This is a genomic window from Protofrankia sp. Cr1, from assembly GCF_963555865.1.
Lineage (GTDB): Bacteria > Actinomycetota > Actinomycetes > Frankiales > Frankiaceae > Protofrankia.
The window spans coordinates 1-6,822 of the sequence record NZ_CAUVXO010000224.1 but is presented as its reverse complement, the minus strand read 5'-3'; the positions used below and the strand labels follow the sequence as shown (position 1 = coordinate 6,822).

Annotated in this window: 6 protein-coding genes; 1 reads left to right on the top strand and 5 read right to left on the bottom strand. The window is 69.4% G+C overall.

The genetic code is table 11. The features are described from left to right. The 4 genes from proB to rplU all read right to left on the bottom strand — a co-directional run. Window positions 1-1,093 (bottom strand): glutamate 5-kinase (proB, locus tag U9980_RS16890; protein ID WP_322768795.1); only part of this gene is annotated, 1,093 nt, incomplete at its 3' end. Window positions 1,094-1,111: 18 nt separating this feature from the next. Then, a complete protein-coding gene (gene obgE / locus U9980_RS16885) occupies window positions 1,112-2,713 on the bottom strand; it encodes a GTPase ObgE (RefSeq protein WP_322768793.1) in 1,602 nt (533 codons plus the stop codon). Between the two features lie 133 nt (window positions 2,714-2,846). Continuing rightward, complete coding sequence (rpmA, locus tag U9980_RS16880) at window positions 2,847-3,116, bottom strand: 50S ribosomal protein L27 (RefSeq protein ID WP_239332063.1); 270 nt, start codon at window positions 3,114-3,116, stop codon at window positions 2,847-2,849. Between the two features lie 5 nt (window positions 3,117-3,121). Next, window positions 3,122-3,439 (bottom strand): 50S ribosomal protein L21, encoded by a 318-nt coding sequence (gene rplU / locus U9980_RS16875; protein ID WP_322747280.1) that lies wholly within the window; start codon window positions 3,437-3,439, stop codon window positions 3,122-3,124. A gap of 240 nt (window positions 3,440-3,679) precedes the next feature. Between rplU and U9980_RS16870 the strand changes: the two genes are divergently transcribed. Further along, window positions 3,680-4,411: an MFS transporter gene (locus U9980_RS16870; RefSeq protein WP_322768792.1), complete on the top strand. Its 732-nt coding sequence runs from the start codon at window positions 3,680-3,682 to the stop codon at window positions 4,409-4,411. 168 nt (window positions 4,412-4,579) lie between these two features. Here the strand turns inward: U9980_RS16870 and U9980_RS16865 are convergent. Then, window positions 4,580-6,822 (bottom strand): Rne/Rng family ribonuclease (locus U9980_RS16865; protein ID WP_322768791.1); only part of this gene is annotated, 2,243 nt, incomplete at its 5' end.

Here is a 6,822-nt window from a genome sequence, read left to right as displayed (position 1 = left end):
TGACGAGGTCGTCGCGGTGGACGATCTCACGCTCATAGGATGAGCCGAACTCGGCGGCAAGGTCGGACGTCGAACGACCCAGCATGCCTGGCAGCTCCGCCGCATCGTAGGCGACCAGGCCCCGGGCGACCGGCAGGCCCGCCGGGCTGACCAGGTCCACCGGGTCGCCGGCGGAGAAATCGCCGTCGACCTTCGTGACGCCGGCGGGCAACAGCGACACCCGGCGGTCGACCACTGCGGCCACCGCGCCGTCGTCAAGAAAGAGCCGGCCCTGCGGGATTGTCGCGTGCTCCAGCCACAGCAGGCGGGACGCCCGGCGCGGTCCGGTCGGGTGGAAGACCGTGCCCACCTCGGCGCCGGCAAGGGCGTCGGCTGCGTTCTCCGCCGACGTGATGATGGTCGCGACCCCGCCCGAGGCGGCCATCCGAGCTGCTTCGATCTTCGTTGCCATACCCCCGACCCCGACTCCGGCGCTGCCGGTGCCCCGGGTGCCGACCCCGTCGAGATCCGCATCGGTCCGAACCTCGCGGACCATGGTGGCCGGGCCGCGCCGCGGATTGGCGTCATAGACACCGTCCACGTCGGACAGCAGGACCAGGAGATCCGCGGAGACGAGATGCGCGACGATCGCCGCGAGGCGGTCGTTGTCGCCGAGGCGGATCTCCTGCGTGGCAACGGCGTCGTTCTCGTTGACGATGGGCACGACACCGAGGTCCAGCAGCCGGTCCAGGGTGGTCCGGGCGTTGCGGTAGTGGGTGCGGCGGATCACGTCGGTAGCGGTGAGCAGCACCTGGCCGACCCGGTGCCCGGCCGTCCCGAACTCGGTGGCATATCGGTGCACCAGAATGCTCTGACCGACGCTCGCCGCCGCCTGCAGGGTCGCGAGATCCCGGGGACGCCGGGCCAGCCCCAGTGGCGCGAGGCCTGCGGCGATTGCACCCGAGGACACCAGTACCAACCGGCCGGCGCGTGCCACCAGCGCCCGCACCAGGGCATCGAGACGATCACCGTCAATACCGCCGCTCGCGGTCGTCAACGACGACGATCCCACCTTCACCACGACCCGGTCAGCCCGGATCACAAAGTCACGAATGGTCACGAGTCGACCCTGTCACGAGTCGACGTCGTCATCCCACCCGCCTCCGGCGTCGCGATCAGCCGCCCGGCGGGCGAACCGCTGGGCCCTGGTCAGTCGGGTGGTGGCGGTGAGCCTGTCGTCACTGCCACGCGGGCCGAGGGTGGCGCCGGCCGCAACGGGCTCGCCGCCTCGCGAACCACCGGCAACAGACCCACCGGAAACAGAGTCGGCGACAACGGATCCAGCCGCAACGGATCCAGCCGCAACGGATCCAGCGGCGACGGATCCGGCGGCAACAGAATCGGCAACCAGGGCATCGCGACGGGCGGCGCGCCCACCACGTCCGCTCAGGTGCGGTTCCCAGTCAAAAGTGACGTCACCGATGGTAACCGCGACTCCGGGCTCTGCCCCCATCCGGGCAAGCTCGGCCTCCAGCCCGAGACGGGCCAGCCGGTCGGCGAGGAAACCGATCGCCTCATCGTTACCGAAGTCGGTCTGACGCACCCATCGCAGCGGCTTGGCACCGGTCACGACGAATCCGTCCTCGTGCGCGCGGACGGTGAAGTCAGCCTCATCGACCGCACGGGGACGCAGAACGACCCGCGGGGAGGAGTCCGTCGGCATGGCTGCCCGGTGTGCGGCAACCTGTTCGGCCAGGGCGAGTGAGAGCGCGCGGACGCCCTCACGGGTGGCGCTGCTCACCGCGAACACACCCAGCCCGCGAGCGGCGATCTCGGCCGTGACCAGTTCCGCCAGGTCACGGCCGTCCGGAACATCGATCTTGTTCAGGACGACCACCCGCGGCCGGTTCGAGAGGTCCGCGGAGTACGCAGCCAGCTCCGCCTCGATGACGTCGAGATCGCTGACGGGATCACGGCCGGGTTCGAGCGTGGCGCAGTCCAGCACATGCACGATGAGCGAGCAGCGTTCGATATGACGCAGGAACTCAAGGCCCAGGCCGCGCCCGGAGCTGGCCCCGGGGATCAGACCTGGGACGTCGGCCACCGTGTACGGGGGAAGGTCACCGGCCAGCGCCACGCCGAGGTTCGGCACGAGGGTGGTGAAAGGGTAGTCTGCGATCTTGGGCTTGGCCGCGCTGAGCACCGAGACCAGCGAGGACTTACCCGCGCTGGGAAAACCCACCAGCGCCACATCCGCGACGGTCTTGAGTTCCAGGACGGCGTCAAGCTGCTCCCCCGGCTCACCGAGCTCCGCGAACCCCGGGGCCTTGCGCCGGGCGGAGGCCAGCCCCGCGTTGCCGCGACCACCGCGGCCGCCACCGGCGAGGACCAGGTCACTCCCAACGCCGACCAGGTCCGCGATCTGCTCGCCGTCCGGCCGCAGGACGACAGTGCCGTCCGGCACCGACAGCACGAGATCCACACCGTCGGCGCCGTGCCGGTTGGAGCCCTGACCCGGACGACCGCTCGAGGCCCGCTGATGGGGATGGAAGTGGAAGTCGAGCAGGGTCGTCACGCTCGGGTCGACCCGGAGGATGACGTCCCCGCCACGACCGCCGTTGCCGCCGTCCGGGCCGCCGAGCGGTTTGAACTTCTCGCGATGAACCGAGGCGCAGCCATTCCCGCCATCCCCTGCGATGACGTGAAGGATGACCCGGTCGATGAAGGTGGGCACAGCTGCCTTTCTCCATCGTCGTTACGTCACTCGCCGCACGTCACTCGCAGCGCGCCCGCCGTGGAACCTGCGGACGCACGAACGACCTCATCTCACGCCGGCATCGGCCCAGTTGATCGGATTGCCGCCGACCTCAGGCGGCCACCAGCTCCTCCACGGAGATGATGTTGATGACCCGACGACCCCGACGGGTACCAAACTGGACATGCCCGGCGACCAGCGCGAACAGCGTGTCGTCACTGCCCCGGCCCACCTGCGAGCCGGGGTGGAAGTGCGTGCCCCGCTGGCGAACAATGATCTCGCCCGCCTTGACATACTGACCACCGAAACGCTTGACACCGAGCCGCTGAGCGTTGGAGTCACGACCGTTGCGCGAGGAGCTCGCGCCCTTCTTGTGTGCCATGTCGTTCAGGCCTTCCCGGTCTCGATACCGGTCACCCGCAGGCGGGTGAACTTCTGACGGTGGCCCTGCCGCTTGTGATAGCCGGTCTTGCTCTTGAACTTGTGAATCCTGATCTTAGGACCCTTGACGATCTCGACGACCTCCGCGGTCACCTCGACGGACGCGAGCACGTCCCTGTCGTGGGTAACCACGTCGCCGTCGACGAGCAGAAGCGCCGGCAGGTTGACGGCCGCGCCCGGCTCGCCCTTGACGAGCTCGACATCGACGACATCGCCGACGGCGACCTTGTGCTGCTTGCCGCCGCTGGCCACGACCGCGTACACCGGATTCTCCTTGCTGAAGTCGGACGGGCATCTCCCACACGGCGAAAACACAGCCGTGTCCGGCCCTGATTGCATTAGCTTAACAGGCGCGTACGCCGACCTGACACCGCCGGCCCCGGCATCGGTCAGGGTCTGGGGGCGCATCCCGCCATGGCACCGATGGACCATGGCGTGTCGCCGACTATCGCGCGACCATCGGATCGTCGCGGACCCACCGATGCCCGTTCGGCTGAGCATCGGATGAACATCCGGTCGGACGGAGCGGACCGGTGGCACTGTGGCGGTAGGAACGTGGACGAACGGGTACGAGCGCCCGGACTGACGGGGCCGGCGCCCGAGCGGGGCTGGCAGGTGCAACGTGTGGCCGACGGCGGCGCGAAGCAAGATTCTCGCATCGCCCTTCGCCTGGACGGGGGTTGGGTCGCGGTGGGTTGGCAGGTCGTGATCTGGGCGGCTGGTGCCGCCACGGTCACCGCTGTCCTGACTGTGGGCTGGCCGTTGATGACCTCGGCTCGGACGGTCGACCCACCGCGACGGTCAGCCACGATCGCCGCATCCACTGTCATCGTCACAACCGTGATCGGGGTCGCCGTAAACAGCCTGGTGGGCCTGCCTGCCGGAGTGCGCGCGGCGTGGGCGCTGAGCACAGCCTGCGCGGCATGCTGGCTTGCGGTACGTGCTCGCGGGCTTTCGACCGACGCCTTCGCCGCCGGTGGGCGGGCACCGGCCCCCGATACCAACAGCGATGCGCTCTCAGCTCAGGATGACGTCGTCCAGGCCCTGGTCGTAGCCTCGTACGCCCTGCAGATGGGCGACAACAGCCGCGCCAGCGCTGCGGTTGACGGCGCACTGCGGCGGTCCCGCGCACGGCTGGACGCGCTCCTGCACGAGGGCGACCCACGCTGCGACCTCGTCCGCAGGGAGCCGGCGCACTACCGTGCCGTCGGCGACGCGTCACCCGTCCGGCACTGAGCTGGCCCCGCCGGCACTGAGCTGGCCCCGCCGAGCTGCCCGGTCCAGCGCCTCGCCCTGGACCGGGCGCCTACCACCGCAGCTCAGCAACAAAAAGATCTAGATGGCCTTCGGCGATGCGATCGTGGTTCCTCTCGCACCGCCGAAGGCCAAAGAGCGCCCGGGTCGCTACAGGGTGTGGGCCGCCTCGCCGGCCTCCTGCGGTGCGGCTGCCGCACGCGACGCACGCCGGCGGCCGGCTGCACGTGCGCCGGCCGCTCGGGGACCGTTGGACGACGGCAGCCCCGAACCGCTCGTCGCCCCATCTGACGTGACACCGTCGGACGTGACACCGTCGAGCGTGGGCGCCTGCCCGGGTCCGGCGTAAGTCGGGTTCGGATCCGCGCTCACGGCCTGCGGAGCCCCGACGCCGGCGGCCACCGTCTCACCGTTCGGGTCGGCGTCGGCCGCCACATCTGCCGGCGCATCGTCCGGTGCCAGCGGATCGTCCAGTGCCGGCAGATCCGGCGGACCGGAGGCCCGCCCGGGCGGCGCAGCCTGGCCGTCCAGATGCACGATGACACCACGCCCACCGCAGTGGGCACAGGGCTCGCTGTACGCCTCGAGCAGCCCCTGGCCCACCCGCTTGCGGGTCATCTGCACCAGCCCGAGACTGGTGACCTCGGCGACCTGATGACGGGTACGGTCCCGACCGAGGCATTCGGTCAGGCGCCGCAACACAAGCTCGCGGTTGCTCTCCAGGACCATGTCGATGAAGTCGATGACGATGATGCCACCGATGTCACGGAGCCGGAGCTGACGGACGATCTCTTCGGCGGCCTCCAGGTTGTTCTTGGTAACGGTCTCCTCGAGATTTCCGCCTTTACCGGTGAACTTGCCGGTATTGACGTCGATGACGGTCATGGCCTCGGTCCGGTCGATCACGAGTGATCCCCCCGACGGCAGCCAGACCTTGCGGTCAAGGGCCTTGGCAAGCTGCTCGTCGACGCGGTACTCGTCGAACACGTCAACCGTGTCGGCATGCCGGCGGACTCGCTCGCGCAGGTCCGGCGCCACCATGTCGACATAGTCCTCGATCATCGTGGCCTCCTCGACTCCCTGGACCACCAGCTCGGCGAAATCCTCGTTGAAGATGTCCCGAATGACCCTGATCACCAGGTCGGGTTCGCCGTAGAGCAATGCGGGGGCGGTGGCCTTCCCCGCCTTGCGGCGGATGTCCTCCCACTGGGCCGACAGCCGAGCGACGTCCAGCGCGAGTTCCTGCTCGCTGGCGCCCTCCGCCGCGGTCCTAACGATCACACCGCCGTTCTCAGGAGTGATCTTCTTGAGGATCGTCTTCAGACGGGCACGCTCGGTATCGGGAAGCTTCCGGCTGATCCCCGCGTTCTGCCCATCCGGCACGTACACCAGATATCGACCGGGCAGACTCACCTGGCTGGTCAGGCGAGCACCCTTGTGCCCCATCGGGTCCTTGGAAACCTGAACGACGATCGACTGGCCCGACTTCAGCACCTGTTCGATCTTACGGGGCCGCCCGTCGAGCCCGGAGGCGTCGTAGTTGACCTCCCCGGCGTAGAGAACGGCATTACGGCCCTTGCCGACGTCGACGAACGCCGCCTCCATGCTCGCAAGCACGTTCTGGACCCGGCCGAGATAGACGTTCCCGGCATACGACCAGGAACTCGCCCGGGTCACGAAATGCTCGACAAGCACCCCGTCCTCAAGCACCGCGATCTGCGTACGGTCACCGGCGTTGCGCACGACCATGCGTCGCTCGACGGCCTCGCGACGGGCCAGGAACTCGGCTTCGGTGACGATCGGCGGACGGCGGCGGCCGTTGTCCCTGCCCTCCTTGCGACGTTGGCGCTTCGCCTCCAGCCTGGTCGAACCGCTGACCCCGCGCACCTCGTCGTCCCGAACGCGGTTTTCGCGAACATGTACAACCGTGGCCGGGGGGTCGTCCGGGGCGATGTCGTCCGGGATCGCGGCGCCATCCCGGCGACGCCGCCTACGGCGCCGGCGCGAGCTTCCCACCGGCTGGTCCTCGTCGTACCCGCCCGCCGCTGCGCCGGGCGCAAGCCCGGCGCCTTCGGCATCGGAGTCGTCGAGATCATCGTCGCGGGGGTCGCGGGGGTCGCGGGGGTCTCCGGCCTCGATACGGCCTGACCGACCGGACCCGTCACCGTCGTCGAACTCATCCGAACGCGTGCCCGGCCGATCGACGGTGACCGCGAACTCATCGTCGGCGCCCTCGAGCTCCTCGTCGACCCGGGCACGGCCCCTACCTCGGCGGCCTCTGCGGCGGCGTCGCGTTGAATTGTCGCCGTCGCCGTCGCCGTCACCGTCACCGTCGCCAGCCGCGGCCGGGTCGGGGAGCTCCTCCTCGTCCACGTCGGCGTAGGCCGTGGGGC

Bases quoted from the DNA above. Each gene is read 5' to 3' on its own strand.
- rpmA (WP_239332063.1), bottom strand. From the start codon at position 3,116: ATGGCACACAAGAAGGGCGCGAGCTCCTCGCGCAACGGTCGTGACTCC.
- U9980_RS16870 (WP_322768792.1), top strand. From the start codon at position 3,680: ATGAACATCCGGTCGGACGGAGCGGACCGGTGGCACTGTGGCGGTAGG.